Genomic DNA, 26,582 nt, shown 5'->3' on the forward strand with positions numbered 1-26,582 from the left:
CGGGCTAGGCTTCCTTGGCTCGATGAAGCGCAAAGTGCCAGGTGGCCGCCGCCCATGCCGGCAAATAGTCGGCCAGCTTCGTGTTGAATGCGATCAGCGCTTGCGACCGGAGAAACGTGGCGCCGCTGAGATCTGCCCCCATCACGCTTCCATTGCGCAGTTCGGCCAGTTCCAGCCCGGCGCTGCGGACGGTACGCTCGAAGCTGCGCCGCGTGAAGAACTGGACATGGCCGGAGGCATAGTTGTACGGTAGCCCCGCTTCCTGCTTTACCGGCTCCCCGCCGCGCAGACGACGCCAGACCCATCGCAATGCCTCGTAGAGGTGCAGTTTCCGGTCAACGTACTTCTCGATCTCGGTCAGTCCGTATCCATTGGGAATCGAGCCGAGGACGATGCCGCCGGGTACCAGCAGCGGCAGGTGCGAACGCAATATCGCCGCAGGGTCATCCAGGTGCTCGAGCACCTCGGAATAGATGATGATGTCAAAGCGCTCACCGGCCGGAACCTCGGGGAGGAACCGCGCGTGCGGCTGACCGAAATGGGTGCGGGCGTAGTCGAGCGACGGAGCATGGAAGTCGACGCCAAGGTAGTCCGCACCCTCGCCGATCACATACTGGCCAAGCGCCGTCCCGTTGCCACAGCCAAAGTCGAGGACACGCGGCGCCGGATTGACCTGCTGCCCGTATCGCCTTATCCGCTCGAGCACAAAATCGATCTTCTTGGCCGTGGCGTAGACATCCTCGGCCGGCAATTGCAGGCAATGCGGTTCACTCATCCCGCGTCCCCGCGTCGAGCCGTCAGCAGCAGCAACGGACCTTCACAAGGGCTGACCGGCTCCACATGGAATCCGTGTTCTGCAATGATCCGGACCCAAACGGAGGGACTGAACCGGTTGCGCGACAGGCGCAGATACGCGGCGCCTTCCGCCCAGCGCCCACGTTCAAGCCACGCGCCGACCAGGGGCAGACTCAGCAGAAGGCGCTTCAGAGCCTCACGCCGCCGGTGCGGATGACGGCTGTCGGGGATCGTGACCAACAACCAGCCCCCAGGTGCAAGAATCCGGTGAAGCTCCGCCAAAGTCGAATCCAGATCGACCACGTACTCCAGCACGCTGGAACTGACAATCGCGGCAAATTTTTCGTCTGCGTAGGGTAGCGGGCCATCGCCGCAGGTGTCCCATCCGATTGCGCTGGCCGCCTCGTCGCGCCGCGCGGCCTCGATCATCTCCAGCGAAAGGTCACAACCGCTCATGGCGTAACCGCGGGCCGCCAGCCAGCGGGCAATGACCCCGGCACCGCACCCGAAGTCGAGCACGCTGGCGCCCGGCGTCACGCGTCCGGCCAACACATCCGAAAATCGCGCCAGACGCGCCGTCATCGACGGGTCATTCTTGTAGCGGTCCGCCCAGCCACCCGCCAAGCCATCGAAAAAGGCGCGGGCACCCGTGGCCGTGGAGCGCGGATTCGAGGTGTCCATCGAGCTAGCCCGAAAGAAGACGCGCTTCAACGTCAAGCGCCACTTGCGTCGCTTGCAGTTGCTGCCAAAGCGGAATCGGCCAGTCGCCGCCATTGCGGATGGCCGAAGCAAAGGCCGCTATCTCCTCTCGATGCCCCTTTTCCATCCGCGCGGTTTCGAAGTTCCTGATGCCTTGCGCGCCGACCGCCTCGAACCGCCGGTAGTCATCTACGCTCAACACCTTGCCGTCCGCATAGACATCGATCCGCTCCTTGGAGTGCCCCGTCGCGCCAAGGGACGTATAGGTCAAGGTAGCAACCGAGCCGTCCTCGAAACTCAGGGTCGCGACGAAGTTGTCGCTAGGCCCATAGTGCGCGGTACCGGAAACGATGGCCGCAACGTCGACGCGCAGCACGCGGGCGTCCGTCAGCCGGGTAAAGAAATCATAGAAATGGCAGGCCTCGCCCAAGTTGCGGCCGCCCCCCTCCACACCCTGAACCCAGTGGTCGCGCGCAATGAAACCGGCATTGACCCGGTAATTGATGATCATCGGCGCAGCGCGCCCGGCGGTGGCCCGAGCCAGAGCCTCGGCGTAAGGAGAGAAGCGCCGGTTGAAACCGACCATCAGCACAGGCGCGCCATCGCCGGCAGCCTCGTAGAAGCCGCGGATGGCGTCGAGTTCCGCCTGGGTCAGGCACAGCGGCTTTTCCACAAAGACGTGTTTTCCGGCCTGCAGCGCCTCCAGCACCATCGGACCGTGCGCGTTGTGACGGGTTGCGATCATTACCGCATCGACTGCCGGATCGGCCAGCACGGTACGGTAGTCCGTCGAGGCGAAGCCGGCGCCGAACTGGCGGGCGACATTCATTGCATTGTGGCCTTGGCGCGTGACCACCCCGGCCAGACTGAATGCCTCGGGCATTGCGGCGACAATCGGGATCAGGGTGCCGCGCGCAAAGCCGCCGGCACCGAGCACGGCAAGACGCAAGGCATCGGCTCGGCCGCTTCTGGCGCCCGGATTGGGAACAGACCGCAGCGGCTGCCTTTCATCGCTGCCGGAATAGGAAAGCAGCAATGCCAACGGCCGGGCATCGCCTGTCTGCAACGCCTGATAGGCGTCGCCTGCACGCTCGACAGGATGCACGGCTTCGACCAGCGGCGCAATTCGGAGCCGCCCGTCGTCCATCAGGCGCAGGCATTCCTGCATGTTGCGGTTCTCGGTCCAGCGCACATAGGCGAGCGGATAATCGAGCCCCGCTTCCTCGTAGGTGCGGTCGTATCGGCCCGGCCCGTAGGAAGTGGACACGAAGAAGTCCAGCTCCTTGGCGTAGAAGTCACCGCGTTGCAGATCGAGACCCACGTCGCCCACCAGCACCACCCTTCCCTTGCGCCGGCAACAGTGGAAGGCGGTGGCAACGATGTCGCTGGAAGCCGCCGCGGCTGTGATGATGACGCCGTCCGCACCATAGCCATCGGTCATCCGGGCGACGTGGTCGGCTACCTTTCCGTCATCGGGATGAAAAGCCGCCGCCATGCCGTGAGAAAGGGCCAGATCGAGACGCCTGCGGTCGAGGTCGAGGCCGATCACCCGCACACCGTTGGCATGCAGCAATTGCTGGGTAAGCTGGCCGAGAATGCCGAGACCGATGACCACGAACGTCTCGCCCAGGGTCGGAGCGGCGCGGCGAACGCCCTGCAGGGCGATAGCGCCAAGCGTCACGGTGGATGCATCGGCACTCGAGACTCCGTCCGGAACCCGCACCACCAGATTGCGCGCCACGGCGACCATCTCGGCGTGGTAGGCGCTCTGCGAGCCCCCACAGGCAACACGGTCACCCACCGCAATGTCATCGATTCCCGCTCCCACCTCGATCACGACGCCGGCCGCCGAGTAGCCGAGGGGATGGGCTTCCTCCAGCTTCGCCTTGACGAGATCGCGGGTCTCCGCCAGCCCATGGCTGCGCACCCGGTCGATCACCTGCATGACGTCCTTCGGGCGCTGCAGGGCGCGCTTCCAGAGGGGAAGGTTGCTGGTGCGCACACCACTCATCTCCGTACCTACCGAAATGCAGGAATACTCGAGACGCACCAGCACATGACCCGCCTCTGCAACCGGCGCCGGGACCTCTTCGACTGCAACGCCGCCGTGGCGGATTAGCACCTGTTTCACTGTCTGCTCACTCCCTTTTGCACTGCTTTTGCCGCGCTGACGCGCAGAACATCCCCGAATTCGGCACGAAGACGCGCCGAATCGTGGTTGCGCCCTGCCGCGGCGCGGGCGCCGGCCGACAAGCGTACGCGCAACTCCATATCGGTGATCACCCGGCGCAAGCCCTCGACAAGATCCCGCGGATCGCGCCGATCGACCACTTCGGCCCAGCCGGCTTTCAGCGCATAGTCGATTTGCGCAGTGGCTGCCGGACCGTAGGCGAGAACCGGAGTACCGACGGCAAGATAGGCAGGCACCTTGGTCGGCATGGAATACCGGATGAATCGCACGCTCTCCGGGTCGAAGTTTACCGGCAAGAGCAGCGCATCGGCGGCGGCGATACGACGAAAAAAGGCCTCGTCGTCTTCGATTGGCGGCTCGATGCGAACTGCCGGGTCGATTGCGAGGCGGCCCCCGTAGCGCGCGGCGTGATCGCGCGGAGTAGCAATAGTGAGGGTCGCCGCGAAACCCTCGGCATTGAGCCTTGCCACGGCATGACAGCAATCGACCAGCGATTCGAGCTGGGCATTGGGGAAGATCGAACCGACGTAGAGCAAATCCGCCGGCGAACCGGATGCCAGCGTGGCTTTGGCAAAGGGGCTCCACCGGGCCAGATCAACGGTGTTCTGGAATGGTTGGAATATGCGCCCGTAACGTTTGCCATAGGCGTCACACATCGCCGGCGAAATGCCGAGGCACTGATCGGCGATCGACATGAAATGTTGCATCCACCGCTGCATCTGGTGCTGCTGCCACGGCCCCAGCAAACCCCTGCGATGATTGGCAGCCACCCAGTCATCCATGACATGCACCACCAGGGGAAGTTCGAACCGGCGTCTGATCTGCTCGATCAGGCTCATCATGCCGTTGGAGCCGAGAATCGTGTAGAGCACCTGGGGGCGGTAATCGGCGATCCAGCGTTCCAGTTCCGGAGTCAGGCGGGCCCTTTCGGGAAAACTGTCGCCGAGGATTCGCAGCGCCATGCTCTTCATGCGCGATGCGATCTCGATCCGGCCTGCGGCGGCAGCTTCTGGGACTGAAGCGGACACAGCGCTTGCAGCCCGATAACGACGACGCAGATGGTCGAACGGCGGAGCAAAATCCAGTTCCCCCGCACCGAGGACGAAGTATCGTTCGCACACTTCATCCAGAGTGGGTTCCGGATCGTTGTGCACCGTCGCCAAGGCCTGCTTCGGCCAGCCCCGAAACAGACTGGAAAACGTAATTCCCCCGCCGCTGATGCGATTGAAGGCAACGGGGGTGACAAAAAGTACGCGGGGAAAATCGTTCATGCGACGAAATGCCCTCGGCCTGGCCCGGCAATCAGGAAACTACGGGGCACACACATGCCCGGCGCAGTTCCTCGATTCCGGCTTCGATCGACATTTTCGGTACCCACCCGGTAGCCCTGTTGAGAAGCGTGGCGTCGAGCACGTTGGCAGCCACATCGAAGCCGCGGAATGGCAAGTAGCGGACCACGGTATGGCTCTGGTCTTGCCCGGTCGCGATGCCAGCGAGGCGCAAAATATCATTGTTGGAGTACCCGATGCCGGTGCCGATATTGTATGTAGCGCCGACAACGCCTTCTGTCAGGCCGGCGACGATCCCGGCAGCAACGTCGCTTACATGAACGTAGTCACGCACCGCACTGCCGTCTCCGTAGATCTGCAGCGGCTGCCCGCAAGCTGCGGCCCTGACTGCAGCCGTGACGAAACCGCCCCCTGTTCCGCCGTCGCATCGCACGCCATAGGCATTCCCCGGCCGCACGATGACCACGGGAAGTTTCAGTAGGGCGTGGTACATCTGGGCATACCGTTCAATGGTCAGCTTGGTGATTCCGTACGGCGAAATGGGGTTGGTCGGCGCGTTCTCCGGGATCGGCAGACTGGCGACATTGCCGTAGACAGTGCCGCCTGACGACACGAGAACAATCCGCGCGATACCCGCGGCAGCAACCTGCTGGAAAAGCGCGACCGTAGGTGGCACATTGGCAATCAGGTCATGGATCGGGTCGGAAAAGCTGGTGCTCGGAACCGTTGCGTATGCCAGATGGACAATCGCATCAACGCGAGCCAGCACCTCGACCAGGGTATTTCTTGCATCGTAGGCAGCACGTATGTACTCGACCTCGGCGGGCAGGCCCGGCGGACGTGGCGAGCGGCCAATTACGATGGCCGCGTCTTCACGCGCGAGCAACTGGCGCACCAGCCACTGACCAATGAAACCGCCTCCACCGATGACGCAGACTTTCACTTCAGTCTCGCAGGATCAAGGCAATGTTCCCGCGGCCGCCCCACAACGCGCGTAGCGACTTGCGGAACCCTGGGAATTTCAGCAGATGCTGCACGCCATGTTGCCCAGCCATGCGACGAGCATTGCCGAGGGCAGCCAGGTAAGGGCGGTAAACCAGTTTTTCCACCGCCGCGGGCAGCGGATAGGCGCCCCTGTACATCAGCGACAACCGGTGTGTGACCGGCTGGAAACCCTGAAAATGGAAGAACAATAGCTCCTCGCCATCGACAAGAACCTGCTTCCCCTTCTGCGTAAAGCAATAGCGTCCGACGTTCCAGGGAGCAACATTCAGCCCCTTATGCACGACACCCGGCGCCACATGAAACTGCTCCACCAACTGCTCAAGATACTTCTGGTCCCCGTACGCATCGTCCGTCGGGCACGAGCTGACCGCTCCGGCACAAAGCCCACGCCAAGTGACCAGGGCCGCCCTCCCGGCTTCACTATTCCGGAATGCGACAAATCCCGCGTTGTATCGTCCGGCCGTCGCTTCGTATTCAGCAAAAGTCGGGGAAAAATTGTGCGGTGTAAACACGCAGTCAAATTCATTCCGGCCAATCAGCACCGGTGAAATCTGACCGAAGATCAGCGAGTCGGCATCCAGGTAGGCGGCCCACTCGGCATCGGGGTAGGCGTCCAGGGCATGCGACAGCAGGAATGGCTTGGTCGTCCAGCAAAACTCCGCGACATTGCGTCCATCCTTCAAGGCGAGCAACTCACCGGAAATGAAGGAGTCAGGGCCGAGCACTTTCGCTCCCGGCAGGTCCATCTTTGCCAACGCCGCGGCGGAAGCCGTATCCATGCACCCGAGAAGCAGCACATCGTCAATGTTGTGCTCAGCAAAGGATCTTGTCAGGGCAATCGCCCGATCCAGATAGCCGCTGTCGAACAATGTTGTGTAAACAATCATGTTATCGAAGCGAAAACACTACCGTGGTCGAGTGTCCGCGAGGGCGCATTTCCACAGGTGCAAGCCCCCTTCGCAGCATCGGCATCAGCATGGCTGCAATCTTGCTGTAGACGCGAAGTCTGAACGAATCGTCGACCAGACCGATTCTTTGCTTTCTCGCGTCCAGGCCCCGGATCACCAGCGCATTCAGATAACCTTCCAAATGCTCCTCTGCCAAGACATCGTTGAAGATTTTTCGGATTTCCAGTCCATACATGCGCGCGATCGAGCGCAATGCCTCGTCGCTCCACCATGAAACATGATGCGGAGGGCAGTTCAGAATGTTATTGATTGCGAATCGAAGGAACGAGTCGGCACTTGGGACCGAAACTATCAGACGACCGCCGGGTTTCAGGCACCGTATGCTTGCGTCAAGGAAACTCTTTGGGTCGGCCACGTGCTCCAGGACCTGGAATGCGCAAACGACATCGACAGACGCCGGTTGCCGCTCTGAATACTCCTCGACCGTCTGGGAGAAAACCGTCAGGTTGCGCGCGCGGGCCTCGGCTGCCGCTGCACCGGACAGCTCCAAACCGACATAATGTTCCGCGCCGATGTAATTTGAAAAATTACCGTCTCCACAGCCGATGTCAAGCACGCTGTCCGACTGGCCGATCTCTTGCGCGGCGATCAGAAACTCCTGCTTTTCCTTGATGTAATACCATCCATGGTCCCGCAGTGCCTGGTAAAAGCTCTCTGGTCCGGTGATAGCGGGGTAGAAGAAGCGGAAATCACAATCCTTGCACCGGTACGAGGATAAATTGGCGACATTCGAAAACAGATCGCCCACGTCGATACCGAGCGTTTCGCGGTAAAGCTTCACCAGGACGGACGGGGCCAGCGTCCGATGAATCTCCACACTATTTCCATGACATAACGGGCACTGCATGCCTTCAACAGCTTCCGTCACTGGAACACTTTCTTGCCTTGAAGCAGATATCATCGATCGTTCTCCGGGAATGCACGCGGCTCGTCCTGCAACAAGTCGCTCACTGCGTCATTCGCTATCCAGGCGGCAAGGGTTCGCAGATCCTCTCCTGGTTGCCATGCACTGACAGGCACAGTCCGCGTATTCTGTGCCAAGTCTCTCAATCCATAGGTGTTGGCGTTGAAGTCGAGGAGAAACGAGCGCATGGGAAGCGGGCGAAGGGTGAGCGCCCCGTAGTAATGCCGGCGGGCAAGACTCCTCGATTCCGAATCTAGCCTGGGCTGCAGGTGCAGCGCGGAAAGCACCTGTGCGTACTCTTCACGGGATCCGGGGTCGATGGTAAAGCCAAGGCCGGAATATCGGCCGGTACCCGCAGTGACTACGGGAATCCCGAGACAGGGTAGTTCCATGCCAATTGTTCCCCTTACCGTCAGACCGACGTCCGCAACGTCGAATAAAGAGGCCGTGTTGATGGGCGTATCCGCAGGCATTATCTTGACATGATCCGGCAACTTGCCGAAAGCCCGCGTCAGCGCTTGCACTTCAAGTTGCTCCAGCGGCGCACCATCCATTTGCGAACGCCAAACATTCACCGGATGAACCTTGACGATCCAGTTCATCCGGGGGTTGGCGATTGCCAGCCGAACCGTCTCGACCAGCCACTGCTCATAATCGTCATAAAGACTTTCCCCGTAAAAGAACGTTGCGTCATACAGAATGTGGGCAAAGATCACTGCTGTCTGGCGGGCGGGATCAAGCGTAAGGAGTTGGCGAACTTCATCCACGGACAACCGCTTCTTTCCGTCCTGTAGCTTTTGACGGTTGTACCAACCTCCATCCCGGTAATTTGCATCAATCGTCGCAATTACCGCCTGATCGTTTTTTTCTGTCCACGGACGAGACTTGAGCTTCGCCCAAGTCGCGGGAGACAAGGCCATCGGATGCATCGCCCTGTTTTCAAGGCGATAGCGGGTGTACATCAGGGAATCAGGTCGTGGAGCGCCGAACCACTGAATTGAGTCGCAGCCGGAAAGCAGGCAGGCATCGAACACCTCTCCCGCCGGGGTATAGCCGCGTTCATTGAACAGAGCTCGGGCAGGCTTCACCTCCGAGACCAACATGGTGGCTGCATCCGCTGCCTGGATCGAATCCGCAAGTGTCCCCAGTACGAGCGAACGGACACCCTGGTCGGCAAGGTCGAGGCGGCCTTCGCGACGAATGCGAAGCACCTTGGAAAGCGCATTGCGGCCAATCCGCACACCTGCCCGCTCGATTCCCGCCAAGTCAGATGTCGTCGCAGCGTGCTCCATGAGCCGCTCCGCCTCTGCCTCGACCGGCCCACGCTGAACCGCTGCCAGGTACTTGTCGAAATAGGCGAACTCGACGTCAGGGCATGCCGCCCGATAGAGACGCTCCAGGATGGGCTCCCGGCGCGGCAACAACACGGTCGCGCGAAGACCTTCTTGCGACAAACAGCCAGCGATGAGCGACTCGACCTTTGCGGTCCCAATCATTGTGAACAGGTCGCAAACAAGAACCCGGCCACGAGATGCGGGTCGTGCCTCGGTACGCAGACCTGACAGCATCCGCCGCCAGGCCAAGGCGTCGATTTCGAGCAGAGCCCGACGCCACGCGCGACGGGGAAGCTGCAGAACCCTATTCAACTAAATGCGCTCCCGGAGCCGACGCTCGGCCGCGACGAGATCTGCCGGGGTATCGATGTCGATGGATGACTCTTCGTCCATCAAATAGGGAAGGATTCGCCCGCCGAAGACGAACTCCGGCAATCGTCCAGTGCGAGTGATATAAATCGCCGCCCCATTGCGCGCATAGGCCGGCTCCTTGTCCTGTCGACGAGTTGGCTGCGGCGCGTCGAGAAACGACTCGAGGTAACCTGCCGGGGTCTTGCGCATTACCGAGCAGGGATTGAATATGTGCGGCACCGGAATGCAACTGACAAGGCTGTCTGCCGTGGCATCCGCTTCGAAGAGGGCCACTGCATCGTCAATATGCGCAGCGGTACGCAACGGAGAGGTAGACTGCAGGGTCATTACGGCGTCAGGAAAGTAACCTGTCTTTTCGATTTCGCGGACGACATGAAGCAGGACTTCTCGAGTACCTGCCTGGTCATCGGCAAGGGCCGCCGGGCGCATCAGTACCTCCGCACCCAGGGCACGACTTACCGCGGCGATTTCCTCATCGTCGGTTGACACGACCGTTCGGTCGAGACTTCTTGCGGCTTGCGCTGCCAGGATGGAGTAGGCGATCAGCGGACGTCCGGCGAGCGGAAGAATATTCTTGCGAGGAATACCCTTCGAACCGCCTCGCGCGGGAATCACCGCCAGGATACGCATCTCCGGTAGCTCTAGTAGGTGATTTGCTTCTGAACGTTCACCGGCCCCAGAACCGCCAGCGTTTCAGCGATTCTCTCGCCGGCCTTGCCGTCCCCATAAATATCCTGCATGGGATAACGTCCATGGGGAATCTGCGCCGCCAGGGCATCTGCGATATCGGCGGCATTCGAACCCACATTCATGACATTGCTTCCGCGTTCCCTTGCTGTCTGTCGGCTCCCGATATTCACTACGGGCGTCCCGATGAACGCGCCTTCGCGAATGCCGCTCGACGAGTTCCCGACGAGGCACGCTGTCCGCTTCATCAACTTGATATACGTCTCGGTCGGCAGATTCTTGAAGAAATGCATGTTCTCGGCCTGGGCGTGTTCCCGCCACTTGCGCATGCCGCGAGCGATGTCCTCGGAACCCGCGTCGGCGTTCGGCCAAAGCACAATGGCCTGGATTCCGTGTTTGCGCACCGCCTTCAGGGTCTCCGTGATTTGCTGCTCCCCGTCACCATATTCGGTAGTAACCGGATGCTGACTGACAATAACAAAGGGAGTCTTGAGGTCAATCCTGTCGCCGACGCCAAGGTCGAACAGATGACTGTCCAGACCGTCGCCGTCCTGCCCGAGGATTTCCGCCACCAGATCTATTCTCGGACAGCCGACGCGGAAAACCATCTCCGGCCGTTCGCCAAGCTTGATGATGCGCTCGGCCGCGTCGCGGCTGGCGGGAAAGTGGATGTGGGCAAACTTGGTTACGGCGTGCCGGATGCTTTCGTCAATCGTTCCCGACACCTCACCGCCCATGGTGTGTGCCACCGGAATGTTCATGTAGGCCGCGGCCAGCGTGGTTGCCATGGTCTCAAAGCGGTCGCCGACGGTAATCACCACATCCGGTTTGAGCCGCTCGAATACCGATGGCAATTCGATCAGGCCGATACCGGTCGATTTGGCCATGGTCGCCGGCGTTTCGCCTTCAATCAGGATATGCAATCGTTCATCGATCGCAAAGCCGTCCCGCTCGATCAGGTTGACCACCTGGCCGTAGCGGTCAAGGACCGCCGAAGCCGTGGCAACAACCTGCAGATCCAGATCAGGGTGCCGGAGTATTGCGCGCATTGCGGATTTGATCGAACTGTAGTTCGCTCGCGATCCAATCACGGTACATATTTTTTTCATCTTTGCTGGTCCCTACTTCGATGCAGATGCCAAGGCGCCGAATTCGTCAGCGCTGAACTTGTGGTCGGCGGGCAGATCCTTCGTGACGACACGACCGATGTACTCACGGTAATTGGCTGCAGAAATTCCGTCGCCCGGCTTCTTGAAGCACAGATCGCCCATGGATATCGTCTGACCGGCTTTCAGAGCCCGCGAGCTGACAATGCTTTTCTCGAAGATCCGCTTCATGTCGCGGAATGGCTCAATGTTTCCCTTGTCGACCGGCGAAGCCCGCATCGCCCAGATCTCTTTCAGACCCGCGCAATAGGCTGTGAAGCTTTCCGGTTCCATGGCATTGGCCGCATCGCTGCCATACATCCTGCGCGAAAAAGTCAGATGCTTTTCAATGACCGTCGCCCCCATGGCGGCGGCGGCAAAGGCCGCTGCACAGCTCTCCGTATGGTCGGAATATCCTACCGGAAGCCCGTAACGGGCCTTCATCTCCTCGATGACGTTCAAGCCGACGCGTTCCGGCGGGCACGGATAGGCTGAAGTGCATTGCAGCACGGTAACCGGCCCTCCCGCTTTCAGCGCCGCGACGGCACGATCGAGTTCATCCCAGTTGCTCATGCCTGACGAAAGAAGCACCGGCTTGCCTGTCGCCGCGACCTTTTCCAGCAGCGGCCGATTGGTGACCTCACCGGACGGTATCTTGTAGGCATCGACGCCGACCCGCTCCAGCAGGTCGACCGCCTCCAGTGAAAATGGCGACGAGAGAAAGGTGACGCCCAGGCCCGCGCAGGCCGCTTTCAGATCGCCCCACTGCGCCTCGGTGAATGCGGTGCGACGAAAATAGTCGAGCCGCGGCTCACCTTTGAAATACGGGGGCATCGGTGCGTCGGCCAGGGTTTCCGCTTCTGCGATATGAGTCTGGAACTTTACGACGTCCGCGCCGCAATCCGCGGCAAGTTCCACGAGCTTGCGCGCGTTTCCGAATGAACCGTCGTGGACCGAGCCGATCTCAGCAATTATCTGTGGCACTTTTACTCACTCCCTGGTTGCCAGTCGCTCGGCCGCTTCCGCGCCTGTCGCAAATGCAAATACGGTCAGCTTCCCGCTGGGTTCGAAGACGTGGCCAATATCAAGCGCCACAAGGCCCACCCGATCAAGCAAATGCATCAAGCCGGCCGGACTGTACAAATGACAGTGCAAAGCTCCGAGGATATTGTCGGTCGGAGGCCGCCGGCCGATTGTCATCACATCCGGAACCTCGACGTAAATGAGCCCCTCCGCAGGATCGATGGCGCGTGCGACTTGTTCAAGAAACGCCTTCGGATCCTGAATGTGCTCGAGAACCTTGTTGAGGGTCAGCAACTTGAAGCCACTCAACTCCGGCTGGCCCGCAAACAGCTCCTGCCTGACTTCGCAAAGCCCCAGCGAACGCAGGTGGGCAGCCGCATTCGGGTCCGGTTCCAGAGCAACGCCACGCCAATCGCCAGAGGCTTGGGCAAGAAACCGTGAAAGGAATACGCCCGTACCCGCGCCGATGTCCAGAACCGACAAGGCGTCTTTGGCGGATCGCAACGAGTCCCACCGCTTCAAGGCCGCAATGATTCTGTCTACTCGCCCGGCGTTGTCCGACTTGTTCGGAGGCAGGTTCATTACCAGCGAATACTTCGCTCCGATATCCGAACCCGAAAAGTCCACTTCGTAATACTGGGCAGCGATACTCCTCAGCTTGCGCAGATTCTCGGGTTGCTGCAGGTTCGTCGCACTGCCGCAGGAGCGACAACCGGCCCACGCACGACGATAGTCTGCTTCGGATACCCCTGCGGCACGCTCGAAACGATCCGGCCTGTCGTGTACCAAAACCGTGTCGCCGAGCTCCCCGCCGCAGATGGCGCAGGTATCGGGGCTATTGTTCAAGGCCATCATTTGCCAATGCTTTCATTGCCTGGTCAGAACTTCGAGAAATCCGATTTGTGCCCGCTGCAGGCTGCTTCCCGGAGCAGGAAAACGAGCAATCATGCGCCCCCGGAATTTTGGGGGGCCGCATGCACACCATCCAGCCACAAACTTACATTCAGTACTTGCCACAGGAACATCATGTGATTCTCCTGATTCGTTCCGCTTTCGAGAATGCGAACGTGATCATCGATCAGGGCCAATACCCGGACAGGATCGAACACCCCGTGATTCCTGAATCGATCGGAAGTCACCATATCCCTCAACGCGGAGAGTGCCGGTCCGCCGAACCAGCGGTGTGCCGGCGCATTCCATCCGGTCTTCTTGACCCGCGTCCGAGTCGGTTCCGGCAATACGCCGCGCATCGCCCTGCGGAGGAGTTGCTTGGTAACGCCGTCTCGTATCTGTAGCTGGCCCGGTACCCGGAACATGAACTCCACCAGCTCGTGATCGAGAAAGGGGTCGAAGTGCTCCAGCCCCACTGCCGTGCATTGACGATCTTCGGCGCGCAGGCAGCAAGGCAGCGTCTCCCGCAACATGTCCTGATAAGTGCGGTTCTTCAGGTAGCTGGGAAACGGCGCATCCATGACCGGGGCGAATTCGCCGAGGTCGAAATAGTCGGCTCGCACCGCATCAGCGTAGCGCAGCATGCGCTCCAGGTTCGGCAGGCACCGGCCGGGCTTCTGCAGATCGACCATGCCGGCCATCATTTGCTCGGCCACCTGGCGGTTCTTGCGATGAATCGGGTGGTCGTGATGGCGCGCCCATGCATCGACTTCGCGCGCCAGGAGTTCCTCCTGCCCGCGCACCCTGAGGTCCGCGAAATACATCGGAAAGTACTCGTACTCGCCCGCATTGAGCTCATCGCCACCGAGCCCGCCGAACAATGCCGTATGCCCGCGTTCCGCAACGATCCTGCTCAGGAGGTGGTGGGACAGCCATGTCGCCGTTGCCACCGGCTCGTCATGCACCCGCACCATGTCGGACACGATTCCAAAGATGTCTATTTCATCGTCGAGCTCGACCGGCACCCATTCGGACACCCGCTCTACCACCACGTCCTTGATCTCTTCACGCTCGTCGTAAGTAGGGTCTACATACACACTGGAGAACGCCACCTGCTTGCGGTTCTGAATCACGCTGCTGCAGCACAGGACCGACGACGAATCCAGGCCGCCGGACAAGGTAAACGCCGGTCGCTCGGCCGCATTCACGCGGCGGGAAACCGACTTCATGAGCAATTCCCGGTAGCGTTCGGCCAGGGCTTCTTCGTCGCCAGTCCATTCCGGTTGCGGTGTCAGCGTCCAGTATGGCCGGCACTGCCGGACACCGCCGGGCGCCAGGCGAACCCAGTGTGCTGCGGGCAACTGCCGGATATGCGCGTAGGGAGACTCCTCCGGCGCGTTGTCGAAGGTTCGATAATGCAGGCCGACGAAACGGGCGGCAAAACCGCGGTTGATGTCAGGCTGAATGCCGAGTGCCAGCAGTGCACGCGGCTGAGAGGCGAACGCAAAACCGCCGCCCGAAAGCTCCGAGTAATAGAGCGGCTTGACACCGAAGCGGTCGCGTCCCAGCGACAAGACACCTTCATTGGGCTCGTAAATGGCAACGGCGAAATCGCCGACGAGCCGCTCGAGCATCCCCTCGAATCCATGGCGACGATAGAGCGCCACGAGCAAGGCGAGATCGCCATCCGGCACTTCGCCCATGCCCGTGCGGAGTTCGCGGGCATTCAGAATGCGCCCATCGATCGCAAGGTACAGGCCCTCGTGCATTCCTGCGCCGCCCGTACCCGTCCGGTGCCCTTTCCAGCCGAGAGCGCCGTTGCCGCCGTTCGTGCAACTGACTATGGATCCAGGAAGAACCTGCAACATGGATTCGACCCTGGCCGGTACGGCGGCCACGTCGTAGGGGGAAAACAGACCAGATATTCGGGACATTTTGGCAGTATCTACAAAGAGGGTGCGGAGCGGACCGCCCGCAGAAAAGTCCAGGCGTGGGGATAGCCGATCACCATCTCGGTCGCCCCCATCGTGCGACGGTCGATGACTTCCTCGACCTCGAAGCCGTAGCTTTCGATGAAAGGCACGATCTCCCGTCGTGCATAGGTATTCACGTGAACCTTCAGGCGCACTCCTGGATCAAGATATTCGTCGACCACGTAGTGGCAGTGTCCGACATCGGCGATGGACTCGCGCAATATGAGGGTCTTGCGCGCCGCCAGCAGCAGGCGTTCCAGCGGGCGGTGGAAATTGTCGATATTCGACAAGACATTCATGCACAGAACATGGTCTGCCGCACCCTGAAAATCCTCGAGGCGGCAAACACGCAGCCGGTCGACTGGAAGACCGAAAGTCGGCAGCTCGTTCCGTCCGAGCTCGATCAGTTCGGCCGTCGCGTCGAAACCGTGATACTCGGCATCAAGGCCCCTCGCCGCAAGCGAGTGAAAAAAATAGCCGCTGCCGCATCCCGCATCGAGAATACTGTCTCCCGGACGAATAAATGGCGTCAGAAGCTCGGCGGCCTGGGCGGCGCACGTCATCTCCTCGGCTTCGCCTCGCGCCCGCTTCCGGTAAAGCTCGCGGACGATGGCGCTGTGCCGCCAGATGTTGTGGCTTTCAAAACCACGGTCGTTGAACTCCACCTTCATGCGGCCGGCCCGATTGTCCGAATCTTCACGGAACCCGGCCTACCAAGATAAAGGCCGATGCAAGGAAATGGCCACGCCAGTCCTCGGGATTCTCCATCGCAATGCTCGCGCGGCGGAACAGCTTCGGAACCGCGCTCTCAAGCATGGGCGGCAACGCATGGAAATGATAGAAGAGGATCCGGACATCGATCAGTCCCAGACGCTCTGCAAGGGCGCGCATCTCGAAGGGATTATGGGTCCGCGACAAAACTTCGTCGTAGCCGGGTTCGTCGGCATAGCCCTTGCGTACCGGTGGCAGATCCATCCTGAATCGCTTGTCGAGATCGTCCAGCGCCCGTTCGAGCGCATCCCGCTCATCACCGGCAGCAGCGCGCAGCCCATCGGAATCGATCAGACGGTTCCTGAACAGGCCGCTGCTGTAGCGATTGAGGGTAAACAGGGAGAACAGCTCGTTTCGTGCCTCGATCGCAACGAGTCCGCCGGGACGCACGACAGTCATGAAGTTACCGATAACCGCGGCATCGCTGCCGTCCGGCACATGAGGCAACACGCCGAAGCAGATGCCGGCGTCGTAGTCTTTCCGTCCGTCAGGCGCGCCGAGAAAGGAACCCCGCTCCAACACGCTGCCCGTCCAGATCCGATCCGAAGCAATGCCGTGAACAGACAGAACCCGTCGCGCCTCGGCGATCATTTCGGGCGTGAGATCGAAACCGTAAAGATCCAGTCCCAGGTCGACCAGGTCGCGCAGCATCGACGCCGGACCGCATCCCGCATCGAGCAGGGTACGCGCCCCGGCGTTTTGCAGCAGTGTGCGCACGATATCCGTGTGAACAGGCGGATAGGCCGCATCCGACTTGTAGTACTCGTCGTAGTAGCGTTCGCCCCACGTCGAATAGCAGTTACGCACGGCCTGCTCCACGCGCTCGCGCTCGCGATCAGACGATGTCGGTTTCACGTTCATGTCCGGAGTCGATCCTGTCATTGGCGTCAGGACGGCAACCTGGCCACCAGCCACATGTGTGAGGACAGTCCCTGTTGGGCAAGGAACTGCTGAAACGGCCAGCCGTGCTCATCCCATTCGTCAACAAGCACTCGGCGCAGGAAGGGATCGAGAGCGATCTTCCCCTGCAATGCCGCCTCGCGAACGAATTCCGCGTCCAGCCGGCCCGGCGTCAGCATCTTGAGAACCTCGAAACCACTGTCGGCCAACAGGCGTGCAAGCGAGCCAGGATTGAACAGATTGACGTGCTCAGCATCAACGGCCAGGGCGCCGGCACCGAGCATGGCAATGTCGAAACCCTGACCGTTCGGACACGACAACACCAGAAGTCCGCCGCGAGCCATTCTCGGTTTGATGCCCTCCAGGAAGCGACGGGGTTCGAACAGATGCTCGACCACCTCGAAGGCGACCACCACATCGGCATTGTTACATTCGTCGCCAAGGTCTTCGATCCGCTTCTCGATGACCTCGACGCCACGATCCCGACATGCCTGAGCCAGTTCAGGAGTCGGTTCGACAGCCACCACACGGACAAAGGCACCTGATTCCGTCGCTACCGAGGCGAAAGTTCCGAAGCCGGGGCCGACCTCCAGAAGCAAGCCGCGCGGAACCTGGAATTCCTCGCAGTAGTCGAGCACTCTCGTGAGCCAGGGCTTGTGGATCTTTTCGCGCCGGCTCTGTTCGGACGCCGGGAAAATATGTTTTGCCCAATAGGCGTAATTCTCCGAATTGGCATAGTAGTCGCCCATGACCGCCTCTGACGGGCGCGGCGACATGTAGATCGTCCCGCAGGACTGGCAGAGGCAAAACGTGAAGCCGTATTTTTCGAACGCCGGAGCGTACGTGGTCCCGCCACAGGCCGGACAGGACACTGCCACGAACTCCGCAGCGCGCGCATGCATTCGGGCGATGTCCCGCTCGAATGCAGCCTCCTGCTCCTTCAGCAGATCATCCGGACAGAGCTCGGATTCGCTCAGCGGCTGGCCAAGCGCAGCCTCGGACACAGCGACGGTAACTTGATCGGTCATTGTTCAAGGATAGTATTCAAAGATGGCAGAATACCTGTGCCGTCAGGGAGTTGGATGTCATTGCACGGCGGGCGCGTCGCCACACCGGAGATGCTCGACCATCTTGCGAAACGCAGGCAGATCGCTTGTCAGCTCATTGAAGCTGCCCTGTCCGGCAACTTTTCCATCCTCAAAAAAGTATATTGTATCGCAGTGAAAGATCGAACTTAGGCGGTGCGCAATGACGACAATGGTCTTGCTGCCGCGCAGTTTCCGGATCGCCTCGGTAACCTCGTGTTCCGTCGTGGCGTCCAGCGATGCTGTCGGCTCATCGAGAATGATCACGGGGGCATCGAGATAGAGCGCGCGGGCGATGCCAAGGCGCTGGCGCTCCCCGCCCGAAAATGCATTGCCCCGTTCTCCCAGGGCTGAATTCAGCCGTCCGGGCAAGCCGGCCACCTTATCGTAGAGCGCCGCGCCTTTGAGTGCTTCATAGACCCTGTCATCGTCGATCAACGCGGGCTTCACTCCGAAAGCAACATTGTTGCGAATGGTGTCGTCAAGTATCAACGGCTCCTGGGGGACATACGCAAACAGGCCCTTTTGCCCGGACTTGCCGACAGGCAGACGAGGCTCGCCGTCGATCAGAACGCTGCCGCTGGTAGGTTCCAGCAAGCCCAGCAGAATATCGACCGTTGTCGATTTTCCCGATCCGGAAGACCCCGCAAAGCCAATGAGTTGCCCGCTGGCAATCTCGATGTCGACTCCATTGAGCGCGCGCGAGTCGGTGCCCGCGTACCGGAAGACAACATTCTCGAGCTCGATCGACCGATCGAGCACAAGCGGTCTCGACGGAGGCGTTCCGTCATCCAGGTTTTCCCGGTGTCCAGATTCGAATTCGCGATAGTCCGGCAGTATTGCCTCGAGGCACGGAGTGGAGTTTCGATACAACTGCAGCGCGGCGATGATGCGGACAAAAGCCGGCGCCATGCGCAATGCGGCAATGCCGAACAAGGCCATTGTCGGAATGATCGATTGAACTGTTTTTCCGACGGCAAAGATGCTGAACATGGTCCCGAATACGCCGACAACGATCACCGATTCGAGGACCAGGCGTGGAGTCTGTTGCGCGAGTCCGTTCTTGACCGTTAGGCTCATCTGCTCCTCGACAAGCGCGCCGAATCTTTCTTCGAATGCCTTTTCGACCCCATTGACCTTGATTGTCTTGATTGCGGCAGCCGTTTCGCCGACGGCGGCATAGACCCCCTCGTTGGCACGCATCATGCGCCTGCCCCAGAGGACCAATCGCTCGTGCATCACGCGCCAGTAAACGATCGCCAGGACCGCAATGACGATCACAGCGACCAGCGTTTCAACGGGCTTTACCGCCAGAAGCGTGACGACGAACACGGCAGCCAGAATCACCGAACTCGCGATCTCCACGAGGCCCATCGTGCATTGGGCAACGGCAGCACCGGCATTGGCCGTCACGTTGTTCATCAACTGGGACGATTTCGATGACAGGTGGCGAACGTATGGCACACGCATGTAGCCGGAAAAAAGCACGCCGGCCACTCGCGTCTGAAGCTTCTTGCGCATCCCAAGCATCATCCAGGTGCCAACGAACTGGATGGCGATCCGCACCAGAAACACCGTCATGACGAACATGGTCATGACAGCGAAAAACACGTGTCGTTCCTCGATCGCCAGCCAGCCGTGGAGTTTCTGAAACAGATCCAGACCACCCAGGGTTTCCGGCTCCAGTACCGCCTTGAGGAACACATAGACGAGGCCGACACCGCCGGCCTCGAGAATCGCGCCGGCCAAATTGACGACGAACAACACCAACAGCAAAAACCTTTCGCGTTCGTTGGCCAGCGCGAGGGAATCCTTGATGTGATTCAGCATTCAATTCGCATCCAGCATGTCCCGCTTCCAGGTACCGTTCTCCATGCGCCATACCCGTGGATCCCTGAACGTGTCCGCGATCCGGTCGAACTCGTCTTCCGTCATTCCGACGTACTCGAGCCATCGCTTCAGGTCGCGGGGCTTGATGGGATCGTAGTGGTTGACGACTTCCACGGCCTTTTGTCGGGTCATGAGGCCCGCGCGAATATCCTTGCAGGCATGGTCGGTGGCGCGCCCGTAGCCGAATTTCACGTACTTGAGGTAATCGTGCACGCCATTCTCGTGCATGTCGTCCAGGTTGGACATCGTCCGGTAGGTGCGATCGAACGGCTCGTTATTCACTTCAAAGCCGTAGCGCTCGATCACCATCTTCGTGTGCTCATTGCCTTCCCAGTAAACATAATTTCCGAGAAAGATGCCGCGCAGCCCCAGGTCGAAAAGCTGTTCGTCGTCGGGATACTTCCAGGGAATCATGTCGGCACTCCGCAGCCCTTCGCGGCCAACAAAATAATTCCACTCGTAGCCGCGGGCAAAGTGTTCGAGTCGGTCGCGATAACTGATCTCGGGGAAGTCGTCCATCGAGAACTGGCCGCACAGGTCCAGGTAGCCGTGCTCGCCATAGAACACCAGCGGAATGCCGTACTGTGCGGCCACGCGAACCGGTGCAGTCATGATCCCCACATGGGCATGCCAATTCATGTCGCCCATGATTTCGAAGGCCAGACGGTTGAGCTTGACCAGGTTCTTTACCGCGGGTTGCACGATCACATGGTCGCAATCGAAGACTTCCTTCATGCGCAGCATGTTGCGCCATCCGACCGGCGTCCAGTTGTTGCCGTTGTAGGTCACCAGCAACGGGTTCAGGCCGAACTCGTGCTTGAGGACATGGGTCTGAAAATAGCTGTCCTTGCCACCGGACACGGCGATGACGCAATCGTGGCGCGCGCCATCCCGGCTGCGGTAGCGATCGACGATCTCCCGCAGCAGTTCCCGACGTCGTTCCCATTCGGAACCGGGGATCGTCGCCTTCACCTTGGACATCTGGCAGCCGGTACATTCACCCGTGTCGTTGAACTCCATCGGCGCCGCGCTGATGGAGGGGTAGACGCAACTGGTGCACCAGCGGATGTGGTGGCGACGTCCCGCGCTCTCCGGTCTTGCCGCGACATAGTCGCCATCGCGTGCCTGGCGAAGCCGTTCGCCATGCCGGGCGATCTCCCGCTCCATGTCGTACTCCGGCTCGCGCACAAGGTAGCGGCTGCCGAGACCGACCGGCCGCAGGGCTACCCCCGCGTCGATGCAGGCCTGCTTTGCGTGCGGATAGCTGAGCTCGAAGAAGTGGAAGATATTCGCCGCCGAAATCGCGCTCGCGCCGCCTTCGAGAACCCCAGGGGCAAAGTGCTCGTATTGCCCGACCCCTCCGCAGACGATGACCGGTATGGTCACCGCGCCGGTCACCGAGCGGACGAGATCGAGGTCGTATCCCATCCCCGAGCCATCGCGGTCGACGGAATTGAGAAATATCTCGCCGGCGCCGAGTTCTTCGACGCGGCGCGCCCAGTCGGCCGGCGTCATGCCCGTCGGGCGCTTGCCGCCGTCGGCCATGACCTCGTAAGCGCCGCTGCTGTCCTGGCGGGCATCGATGGAAACGACGATGCACTGGCTGCCGAAACGCTCCGCCGCGCGCGAAACAAACGACGGATCGTCGATGGCCGCGGTATTGATCGTGACCTTGTCGGCGCCTGCGGCGAGCCGGGCGCCGATGTCGTCGATGCTGCGAATGCCGCCGCCGAAGGTGAGCGGCATGAAGCAGACCTTGGCCACCTCGCGCAATACGTCGAGCACCGTATCGCCCTCGTAGCGCTGCTGGATGTCGTCGCGACGAAGGTCGTGTCCCGCATTGCCGGTACTGATGTCGAGGATGACAAGCTCGTCCACATTCCAGTGCGAGTAGCGTTCCACGGTGCTCATCGGATTGCCTATCACCTGATGCACCTTGAACAACTGGCTGCGCACGATGACGCCGTTCTTGAGCAGGAGACAGGGTATGAGACGCGGCCGGTTCATGATGCGGCGCTTTCCGTTGCGATGGAGACAAATGCATCGAGTATGCCGAGACCGGCGTCCTGACTCTTCTCCGGATGGCACTGGATGCCGAACACGTTGCCGTGTTCCACCGCAACCGTCGCTTGTCCGCCGCCGAACGACATGGTCGCGGCAACGTGGCCCGGATTCGCGCAGATCATGTGGTAGCCATGGACGAAATAGAGCGGCGTGCCTGCCGCGAAATCGTGGAACAGACGCGTGCCGTCGTGGGGCAGGACATCGCACCAGCCGATGTTCGGAACCCGCTCGCCGACACCCGGCTTGAGCTTGACCACCGCGCCCGGAATGATCCCGAGCCCCGTGTGGCTGCCATATTCCTCGCTGGAGTCGGCCAGCAACTGCATGCCAAGGCAAAGGCCGAGAATCGGCTTGCCGGCCCGCGCCGCTTCGCGCAGCGGTTCCACCAGCCCTTTTTCCCTGAGTGCCGCCATGCCGTCACCGAAGGCGCCGACGCCCGGCAGGACGATGGCGTGCGCACTTTCCACCGCCGTCGCATCGGCGACGAGTTCCGGTTGAATCCCCAGACGCTGGAAGGCCCGGACCACGGACCCGATGTTGCTGATTCCGATGTCGATGATGCTCAATACGGACCGGGGCTTGTTCATGGCACGCGCACCGATTCCGGTCGGGTGCACTCGGAGAACGTCAGGCGCACCAGACCCTTCTCCTCATAGCGGCGCAGGTAGCGCAACAGTCGATCGAAAGGCAGGTCGTGACGTTCAGCGATGTCGAGAATGGTCATGTTTCCGTCCATGTACCGGAACAGGCAGTCGAGCAAATGACCCCATTTTTCCGCATCGGCGTCCAGGTCCTTGGTCACCGTCGGATCGGGGCGCTCCATGTACAAGTCATAAGCCGGATTGGAAAGGCAGATCAGGCCGTTGAAGGTTCGCTGCACGGTGGCGTCGCCTTCCAGCGTCAAGACCACCTGCCGCAAGACCTCCAGCATCTCGTCCAACTGCCGGGGAATCATCAGCTCCGGCGTGTCGAGGCTGGAATGGTACTCGGGATAAGGGGCGAATTGATCCTCGCAACGCGTCACTTCGACAAAGGGAACTTCGTACCCGGGAGCCTCCCACACCGTCTCATCGTTACCTGCGCCCTTGCGCCAGGGTACCAGGGCGTAGTCCCGCGCATGGTGCTTCAGGGCGTTGGCGAAAGCGAGGTCCAGCTTGTGCCCGCCCTTGAACGTACTGGTTGCCTTCACCGCCCCGCCGGTGCCCGGCATTTCCTCGAAGACGCCGCAGACCATGCGTGCCACCTCGTCGGCCGGCAGGTCGCGAAGATAAAACACGCTTCCCAGATGCTCGGGCCCGAGCACAAGGCGGTAGGTGTAATGGTTGTCGCGCGTTGCCAGCCACTGCATCAAGCGGATCAGCACGGTGGTACCGGCGAACCCGTCGTTGGCCATGTGCGGATGGCAGGTGTTGGAGTTGAACACGACGATCTTGTCGCTGCGCCCCTTGATCTCCGCATGGGCAACCAGCATTTCGCCCGGCTCGTATTCCGTTTCCAGTTCCACGCGGTAGCGGCCGGGGCCAAGATCTCTGAAGACCCGGTAAGGCATCGAGAACACCCAATCTGCGTCCCACGGCCGGTACTGCCAGACGCAGTGGAACATGTAGGCCTCGAGCTGGTTCGGGTTGGTGACCAGATGCGGGCGCAATTCATCCCAGGAGAGTTCGCCGGAAAACGACTTCGAGTAGTAGCCAACGCCGAGCGTATTGGCCGTGCCGTCGAAAACCTCGACACCATCCCGATAGAGCTTTGCCCGTTTGACGCGCCAGTTGTTCGGTACCTGCCAGCCGTTATAGGCGTCGCCAGATGCAAAGCGAAACATCCGCAAGGGCAGCTCCCGGCCGATGCGCTCGAAAAGCGGCGCGTTCTGGTCAGCGACAACACCTGTGGAAAATTTGCACAACTCATTAACTAATTGGAGCATTGGTGTTACCTCACACCGGCATCTGACAGGTCTGATTGGATCGATGAAATTATGATTTCTGTCGCCCGGCGGCCTGTCGAACTTCGTTGCCGGACAGTGTCTGGAGCTGCCAGCATTTCGCGCAAGGCCCGAATGTTCGGGAGAATTTCCGATGCGCACTCAGCAATGAGGGCCCCCGGAATGCTGTTGAGGATTTTGCTCTCTTCATCCCGGCCCAGTATTCCAAAATGATCATAAATGACGAGGGGCTTCTCGAATGTCAGCGCAAGCAAATTTGTTGAACACGGGAAGGAAACACTAATTGCACAGTAAGGATAAAGATCGTGAATACGATAAGCCGTACAAATAACCACCCCGTATTGTGCTTCCACGAATCGGTAGTTTTCCAAAACGCACAACGGATGCAGCGACAAGACCACAGGCAGACCAGACTCAACCACTTGCGCCATGGTTTCGTGAAACTGCCGCCAATGTCGACTCCAATCGCAATAGTTGTGTTCGGCCGATGGTTCAACATTGAACAAGATGAATGGTGATCCGACCGGCAGATTGATATGCGAGTACATCGCATCTTCTTTCGATGAATCGCCAATTTTCTCCACAACGGAATCAAGAAGCGGCGGACCACTTACCACAATCCGATCCGCCGGATAGCCGTCGCGCAACAACAGTCCGCGGGAATACTCCGAGTGGACAAACACCTTCCTGAAATCAAGCGATGGCTTTAACCACAGTCGGTTCATTTGCAGTCCGGTCAGGGTCGCTGCCAGCATCGTCATAGGATCCCAATAGAAGACTCGACTCCCGTCGGGAAGTACACTTGTCCATGATGGGAAAAGCCATCCGAGCATACGATTGATTGGGTCGTATCCGACTCGGATTACTTGGGAAGCCATGCCCTGCTCAAGGTGATTCAAGCGGCCAACCCGCAGCGTCAGCGTTCCGAGATATGGCGAGTTCGGAATGCAATATGTCGGTACCGATTGCCGTTTGCAGGCACGAGATATGGCATTGTCGATTTGTCCGGAGCTATGGTAGGAACCCATAGCCACTACGTCGGGCTGATGCCTTGTGATAATGTCATCTGCAATGCGGCGCCTTTTTATGCACTTCGCGATATGCAAGGGCAAACTGAACAATCGCGCCAGGCCGGCTTTCCGTATCCAGGCCCGAAGGACCGTCATCTTTGGCGACGACGCGATTGCAATGAATCCCTTTCTAACCTCATTTTGGTCCGTCGCAGCGACTGAAGCCTCCAGCGTTCCATATCCAGCTTCAACTGGAACTGTCTCAACCGTGATGCCCTGCCTTCGACAGGTCTCCGCGATGGGTTCAGTATGATTGGAGTGAAAGCCCAACAGGACCGCCACTTTAGCCCCTCTGCGCACGAACTCCTCAATCACCGGTGCCGCCTCCCGATGATAGGATTCCGCAGTAAATACGAACAAAACCGACACTGGAGTCAAGCGCGCAACCTCAGCCGGCTTATCAACTTGGTAAAGACTTCGTACGCCGCTACCGGAATTCGATTCCAAGCGTCCAACAACCGCCGCTTTCGCGTTTTGTCCGGACTCGACGCCATCGCCTTACATATTGCCGTCAATTCGACTTCTGCCAATAGTCCAGCTTCGATGAGGAGGCTGAGCGCGAGAGAATTGAAGCCAAAGGCCAGCAACACCAAGGCTAGTCGCTGTCGATCCAGGGGACTCAAATCATTTCTATCTGGATCAATCATGAACCACGCATCGCCAGAGAACAATGGCAATCGACCGCAATCATCCGGAATGTCAGCATCGCCGCGACGGTAGCGGGAATGTTCCAGATTCAGGTCGATCAAACGCATGCCGTGTTTTGCCAAGAACGCATGTTGATCCCCGAATACAGCATGATCCTGATAGTAGGGAAATGCTTGGAACTCGGCCTGGATGAAAAGAATCTGACCGCGTTCCAATAGTGCCTGCGCACCATTAAAGACCTTTAGTTCCCCTCCTTCGACATCAACCTTCAGGAAGTCTATTTTCTCATCGGCTCCGAACAGGGCATCTAGCGGCTTGCACCGGATTTCGCGTTCTTCGACAACGCGGGTGTGAACGTCATAGACACTCTGGCGCCGCCTATGATCCCCCCATGGATAGAGGAAATAGGTATTCTTCATGAGCGGCAACGTCGGCCCCATCAGGGTACAGGCTCCGGGGCCCTGCGTGATGTAAAGCGTCTGTGAGCATTCGCGATCCCAAACTGCGCAGTCGAAGTAGCGCTCTTCCCTGAATTTTGGGATATCGAGGTCGTTCTGCGTAGCCCAAAAGTGCATATCGGTCTCGCCTTTCGCGAGCTTCCGATACTCATCGGGATTCGGTTCGAACCCCACGAGCGTTGCCATTGCCGAGTAGGCACATGGAAGCAGGAACATGCCGTTACGAGCACCGACGTCGACTATCAAAGGCGACACATTCGCCTCCAGGATCGGTCTTGCAGCAAGTTCGCCAATCGTTTTGCCCAAGCTCGTGTTACGTCCGAATACTGCCATTGCCTTCGATCTCCTCACCCAAGTTGCTGCTGAATCGCCAACCAACATCTTCGAAAGATTCTCTTCGCCAAGACCATCATCTGCCCCCTTCTATTGAGGCTTCCGTAATACATGACATCACCACAGGGTAGCCTGCATCCAGCAA

General features: G+C 59.9%; 22 protein-coding genes. All 22 read right to left on the reverse strand.

The annotated features are described in order from the left end of the window. Nucleotides 1–4 precede the first annotated feature (4 nt). The 22 genes from RMO95_RS02370 to RMO95_RS02475 all read right to left on the reverse strand — a co-directional run bounded on the left by RMO95_RS02370 (nucleotide 5) and on the right by RMO95_RS02475 (nucleotide 26,437). Entirely contained in the window at nucleotides 5–775 is a 771-nt protein-coding gene (locus RMO95_RS02370) for a class I SAM-dependent methyltransferase (RefSeq protein ID WP_310448982.1), read from the reverse strand. Then, complete coding sequence (locus RMO95_RS02375) at nucleotides 772–1,476, reverse strand: class I SAM-dependent methyltransferase (RefSeq protein ID WP_310448983.1); 705 nt, start codon at nucleotides 1,474–1,476, stop codon at nucleotides 772–774. Before RMO95_RS02375 ends, RMO95_RS02370 begins: the two co-directional genes overlap by 4 nt. A gap of 4 nt (nucleotides 1,477–1,480) precedes the next feature. Beyond that, nucleotides 1,481–3,625 carry a bi-domain-containing oxidoreductase gene (locus RMO95_RS02380; protein ID WP_310448984.1) on the reverse strand — a complete coding sequence of 715 codons (2,145 nt, stop codon included), beginning with the start codon at nucleotides 3,623–3,625 and terminating at the stop codon, nucleotides 1,481–1,483. After that, nucleotides 3,622–4,956 carry a glycosyltransferase gene (locus tag RMO95_RS02385; protein WP_310448985.1) on the reverse strand — a complete coding sequence of 445 codons (1,335 nt, stop codon included), beginning with the start codon at nucleotides 4,954–4,956 and terminating at the stop codon, nucleotides 3,622–3,624. The genes RMO95_RS02380 and RMO95_RS02385 overlap by 4 nt, the downstream gene beginning before the upstream one ends. A 31-nt stretch (nucleotides 4,957–4,987) precedes the next feature. Beyond that, nucleotides 4,988–5,917, reverse strand: coding sequence for an NAD-dependent epimerase/dehydratase family protein (locus tag RMO95_RS02390; RefSeq protein ID WP_310448986.1), 930 nt, complete (start codon nucleotides 5,915–5,917; stop codon nucleotides 4,988–4,990). A gap of 1 nt (nucleotide 5,918) precedes the next feature. Further along, nucleotides 5,919–6,866, reverse strand: a complete 948-nt coding sequence (locus tag RMO95_RS02395; RefSeq protein WP_310448987.1) for a hypothetical protein — start codon at nucleotides 6,864–6,866, stop codon at nucleotides 5,919–5,921. A gap of 1 nt (nucleotide 6,867) precedes the next feature. After that, entirely contained in the window at nucleotides 6,868–7,815 is a 948-nt protein-coding gene (locus RMO95_RS02400; protein WP_310448988.1) for a class I SAM-dependent methyltransferase, read from the reverse strand. A 29-nt stretch (nucleotides 7,816–7,844) separates the two neighbouring features. Continuing rightward, complete coding sequence (locus RMO95_RS02405; RefSeq protein WP_310448989.1) at nucleotides 7,845–9,497, reverse strand: hypothetical protein; 1,653 nt, start codon at nucleotides 9,495–9,497, stop codon at nucleotides 7,845–7,847. After that, a complete protein-coding gene (locus tag RMO95_RS02410; RefSeq protein ID WP_310448990.1) occupies nucleotides 9,498–10,187 on the reverse strand; it encodes an acylneuraminate cytidylyltransferase family protein in 690 nt (229 codons plus the stop codon). It lies immediately after the preceding gene. An 11-nt stretch (nucleotides 10,188–10,198) separates the two neighbouring features. Then, on the reverse strand, nucleotides 10,199–11,353 hold the full coding sequence (neuC, locus tag RMO95_RS02415) for a UDP-N-acetylglucosamine 2-epimerase (RefSeq protein ID WP_310448991.1): 1,155 nt from the start codon (nucleotides 11,351–11,353) through the stop codon (nucleotides 10,199–10,201). Between the two features lie 12 nt (nucleotides 11,354–11,365). After that, the gene (locus RMO95_RS02420; RefSeq protein WP_310448992.1) at nucleotides 11,366–12,373 is read right to left on the reverse strand and encodes an N-acetylneuraminate synthase family protein; all 1,008 of its coding nucleotides are present in this window, start codon (nucleotides 12,371–12,373) and stop codon (nucleotides 11,366–11,368) included. 6 nt (nucleotides 12,374–12,379) lie between these two features. Further along, entirely contained in the window at nucleotides 12,380–13,267 is an 888-nt protein-coding gene (locus RMO95_RS02425; RefSeq protein ID WP_310448993.1) for a class I SAM-dependent methyltransferase, read from the reverse strand. A gap of 89 nt (nucleotides 13,268–13,356) precedes the next feature. Further along, on the reverse strand, nucleotides 13,357–15,237 hold the full coding sequence (locus RMO95_RS02430; RefSeq protein ID WP_310448994.1) for an asparagine synthetase B family protein: 1,881 nt from the start codon (nucleotides 15,235–15,237) through the stop codon (nucleotides 13,357–13,359). An 11-nt stretch (nucleotides 15,238–15,248) separates the two neighbouring features. Further along, on the reverse strand, nucleotides 15,249–15,947 hold the full coding sequence (locus RMO95_RS02435) for a class I SAM-dependent methyltransferase (RefSeq protein WP_310448995.1): 699 nt from the start codon (nucleotides 15,945–15,947) through the stop codon (nucleotides 15,249–15,251). Nucleotides 15,948–15,972: 25 nt separating this feature from the next. After that, on the reverse strand, nucleotides 15,973–16,908 hold the full coding sequence (locus RMO95_RS02440; RefSeq protein ID WP_310448996.1) for a class I SAM-dependent methyltransferase: 936 nt from the start codon (nucleotides 16,906–16,908) through the stop codon (nucleotides 15,973–15,975). Between the two features lie 26 nt (nucleotides 16,909–16,934). Continuing rightward, nucleotides 16,935–17,975, reverse strand: coding sequence for a class I SAM-dependent methyltransferase (locus RMO95_RS02445; protein ID WP_310448997.1), 1,041 nt, complete (start codon nucleotides 17,973–17,975; stop codon nucleotides 16,935–16,937). Between the two features lie 57 nt (nucleotides 17,976–18,032). Continuing rightward, the gene (locus RMO95_RS02450) at nucleotides 18,033–19,862 is read right to left on the reverse strand and encodes an ABC transporter ATP-binding protein (protein WP_310448998.1); all 1,830 of its coding nucleotides are present in this window, start codon (nucleotides 19,860–19,862) and stop codon (nucleotides 18,033–18,035) included. Beyond that, nucleotides 19,863–21,929: an N-acetyl sugar amidotransferase gene (locus RMO95_RS02455; protein WP_310448999.1), complete on the reverse strand. Its 2,067-nt coding sequence runs from the start codon at nucleotides 21,927–21,929 to the stop codon at nucleotides 19,863–19,865. It lies immediately after the preceding gene. Next, on the reverse strand, nucleotides 21,926–22,573 hold the full coding sequence (gene hisH, locus RMO95_RS02460; RefSeq protein ID WP_310449000.1) for an imidazole glycerol phosphate synthase subunit HisH: 648 nt from the start codon (nucleotides 22,571–22,573) through the stop codon (nucleotides 21,926–21,928). The genes RMO95_RS02455 and hisH overlap by 4 nt, the downstream gene beginning before the upstream one ends. Beyond that, entirely contained in the window at nucleotides 22,570–23,910 is a 1,341-nt protein-coding gene (locus tag RMO95_RS02465) for a DUF4910 domain-containing protein (RefSeq protein WP_310449001.1), read from the reverse strand. Before RMO95_RS02465 ends, hisH begins: the two co-directional genes overlap by 4 nt. A 5-nt stretch (nucleotides 23,911–23,915) precedes the next feature. Beyond that, the gene (locus tag RMO95_RS02470; protein WP_310449002.1) at nucleotides 23,916–25,313 is read right to left on the reverse strand and encodes a hypothetical protein; all 1,398 of its coding nucleotides are present in this window, start codon (nucleotides 25,311–25,313) and stop codon (nucleotides 23,916–23,918) included. A 59-nt stretch (nucleotides 25,314–25,372) separates the two neighbouring features. Then, nucleotides 25,373–26,437, reverse strand: a complete 1,065-nt coding sequence (locus RMO95_RS02475) for an FkbM family methyltransferase (protein ID WP_310449003.1) — start codon at nucleotides 26,435–26,437, stop codon at nucleotides 25,373–25,375. Nucleotides 26,438–26,582 lie beyond the last annotated feature (145 nt).

It is taken from the genome of Sulfuritalea sp., assembly GCF_031426875.1.
Taxonomy (GTDB): Bacteria; Pseudomonadota; Gammaproteobacteria; order Burkholderiales; family Rhodocyclaceae; genus Sulfuritalea.

Excerpts from the sequence above, each read along its gene's own strand:
- RMO95_RS02410 (WP_310448990.1), bottom strand. The coding sequence starts at position 10,187 with ATGCGTATCCTGGCGGTGATTCCCGCGCGAGGCGGTTCGAAGGGTATT.
- RMO95_RS02425 (WP_310448993.1), bottom strand. The coding sequence starts at position 13,267 with ATGATGGCCTTGAACAATAGCCCCGATACCTGCGCCATCTGCGGCGGG.
- RMO95_RS02450 (WP_310448998.1), bottom strand. The coding sequence starts at position 19,862 with ATGCTGAATCACATCAAGGATTCCCTCGCGCTGGCCAACGAACGCGAA.
- RMO95_RS02385 (WP_310448985.1), bottom strand. The coding sequence starts at position 4,956 with ATGAACGATTTTCCCCGCGTACTTTTTGTCACCCCCGTTGCCTTCAAT.
- RMO95_RS02445 (WP_310448997.1), bottom strand. The coding sequence starts at position 17,975 with ATGACCGATCAAGTTACCGTCGCTGTGTCCGAGGCTGCGCTTGGCCAG.
- RMO95_RS02475 (WP_310449003.1), bottom strand. The coding sequence starts at position 26,437 with ATGGCAGTATTCGGACGTAACACGAGCTTGGGCAAAACGATTGGCGAA.
- RMO95_RS02370 (WP_310448982.1), bottom strand. The coding sequence starts at position 775 with ATGAGTGAACCGCATTGCCTGCAATTGCCGGCCGAGGATGTCTACGCC.
- RMO95_RS02430 (WP_310448994.1), bottom strand. The coding sequence starts at position 15,237 with ATGTCCCGAATATCTGGTCTGTTTTCCCCCTACGACGTGGCCGCCGTA.
- RMO95_RS02465 (WP_310449001.1), bottom strand. The coding sequence starts at position 23,910 with ATGCTCCAATTAGTTAATGAGTTGTGCAAATTTTCCACAGGTGTTGTC.
- RMO95_RS02455 (WP_310448999.1), bottom strand. The coding sequence starts at position 21,929 with ATGAACCGGCCGCGTCTCATACCCTGTCTCCTGCTCAAGAACGGCGTC.
- RMO95_RS02440 (WP_310448996.1), bottom strand. The coding sequence starts at position 16,908 with ATGAACGTGAAACCGACATCGTCTGATCGCGAGCGCGAGCGCGTGGAG.
- RMO95_RS02435 (WP_310448995.1), bottom strand. The coding sequence starts at position 15,947 with ATGAAGGTGGAGTTCAACGACCGTGGTTTTGAAAGCCACAACATCTGG.
- RMO95_RS02375 (WP_310448983.1), bottom strand. The coding sequence starts at position 1,476 with ATGGACACCTCGAATCCGCGCTCCACGGCCACGGGTGCCCGCGCCTTT.
- hisH (WP_310449000.1), bottom strand. The coding sequence starts at position 22,573 with ATGAACAAGCCCCGGTCCGTATTGAGCATCATCGACATCGGAATCAGC.
- neuC (WP_310448991.1), bottom strand. The coding sequence starts at position 11,353 with ATGAAAAAAATATGTACCGTGATTGGATCGCGAGCGAACTACAGTTCG.
- RMO95_RS02395 (WP_310448987.1), bottom strand. The coding sequence starts at position 6,866 with ATGATTGTTTACACAACATTGTTCGACAGCGGCTATCTGGATCGGGCG.